Here is a 1,149-nt window from a genome sequence, read left to right as displayed (position 1 = left end):
ACAACCCGGTGTTGGTGGGTGAGCCCGGTGTGGGGAAGACCGCCGTGGTGGAGGGCCTGTCGCAGAAGATCGTCAAGGGTGAGGTGCCCGAGACGCTGAAGGACAAGCAGCTCTACACCCTTGACCTCGGCGCGCTGGTGGCCGGTTCCCGTTACCGCGGTGACTTCGAAGAGCGTCTGAAGAAGGTCGTCAAGGAGATCCGTACCCGCGGCGACATCATCTTGTTCATCGACGAGTTGCACACGCTGGTCGGCGCGGGCGCCGCCGAGGGCGCCATCGACGCCGCGAGCATCCTGAAGCCCCCTCTCGCGAGGGGCGAGCTCCAGACGATCGGCGCGACGACCCTGGACGAGTATCGCAAGCACGTCGAGAAGGACGCGGCTCTGGAGCGCCGGTTCCAGCCGATCCAGGTGGCCGAGCCGTCGCTGTCGCACACGATCGAGATCCTCAAGGGTCTGCGGGACCGGTATGAGGCGCACCACCGGGTGTCGATCACGGATGGCGCTCTGGTGGCGGCGGCGACGCTGGCGGATCGGTACATCAGTGACCGGTTCCTGCCGGACAAGGCGATCGACCTGATCGACGAGGCCGGTTCGCGGATGCGGATCCGCCGGATGACGGCGCCGCCGGACCTGCGCGAGTACGACGAGAAGATCGCGAATGTGCGGCGGGAGAAGGAGTCCGCGATCGACGCGCAGGACTTCGAGAAGGCCGCGGCGCTGCGGGATCAGGAAAAGCAGTTGCAGCTCAAGCGGGAGCGGCGGGAGAAGGAGTGGAAGGCCGGCGACATGGACGTCGTGGCCGAGGTGACCGAGGAGCTCATCGCCGAGGTCCTGGCCATCGCCACCGGTATCCCGGTGTTCAAGCTGACCGAGGAGGAGTCCCAGCGGCTGCTGCGGATGGAAGACGAGCTGCACAAGCGGATCATCGGCCAGGACGACGCCATCAAGGGGCTGTCGCGGGCGATCCGCCGGACCAGGGCCGGGTTGAAGGACCCGCGCCGTCCGGGTGGGTCGTTCGTATTCGCCGGCCCGTCGGGTGTGGGGAAGACCGAGCTGTCCAAGGCGCTGGCGGAGTTCCTGTTCGGCGACGAAGACGCGCTGATCATGCTGGACATGTCGGAGTTCATGGAGAAGCACACCGTCTCGC

1 protein-coding gene is annotated in these 1,149 nt (G+C 66.8%); it reads left to right on the top strand.

Annotated features, from left to right (window positions below; genetic code table 11):
* Positions 1–1,149 (top strand): AAA family ATPase (locus tag FLX07_RS35800; protein WP_142576410.1); only part of this gene is annotated, 1,149 nt, incomplete at both ends.

This window comes from Microbispora bryophytorum, from assembly GCF_006874465.1.
GTDB lineage: Bacteria > Actinomycetota > Actinomycetes > Streptosporangiales > Streptosporangiaceae > Microbispora > Microbispora bryophytorum.
Note: the sequence above shows the minus strand (reverse complement) of the source record. Positions and strands in the feature narration are given on the sequence as shown.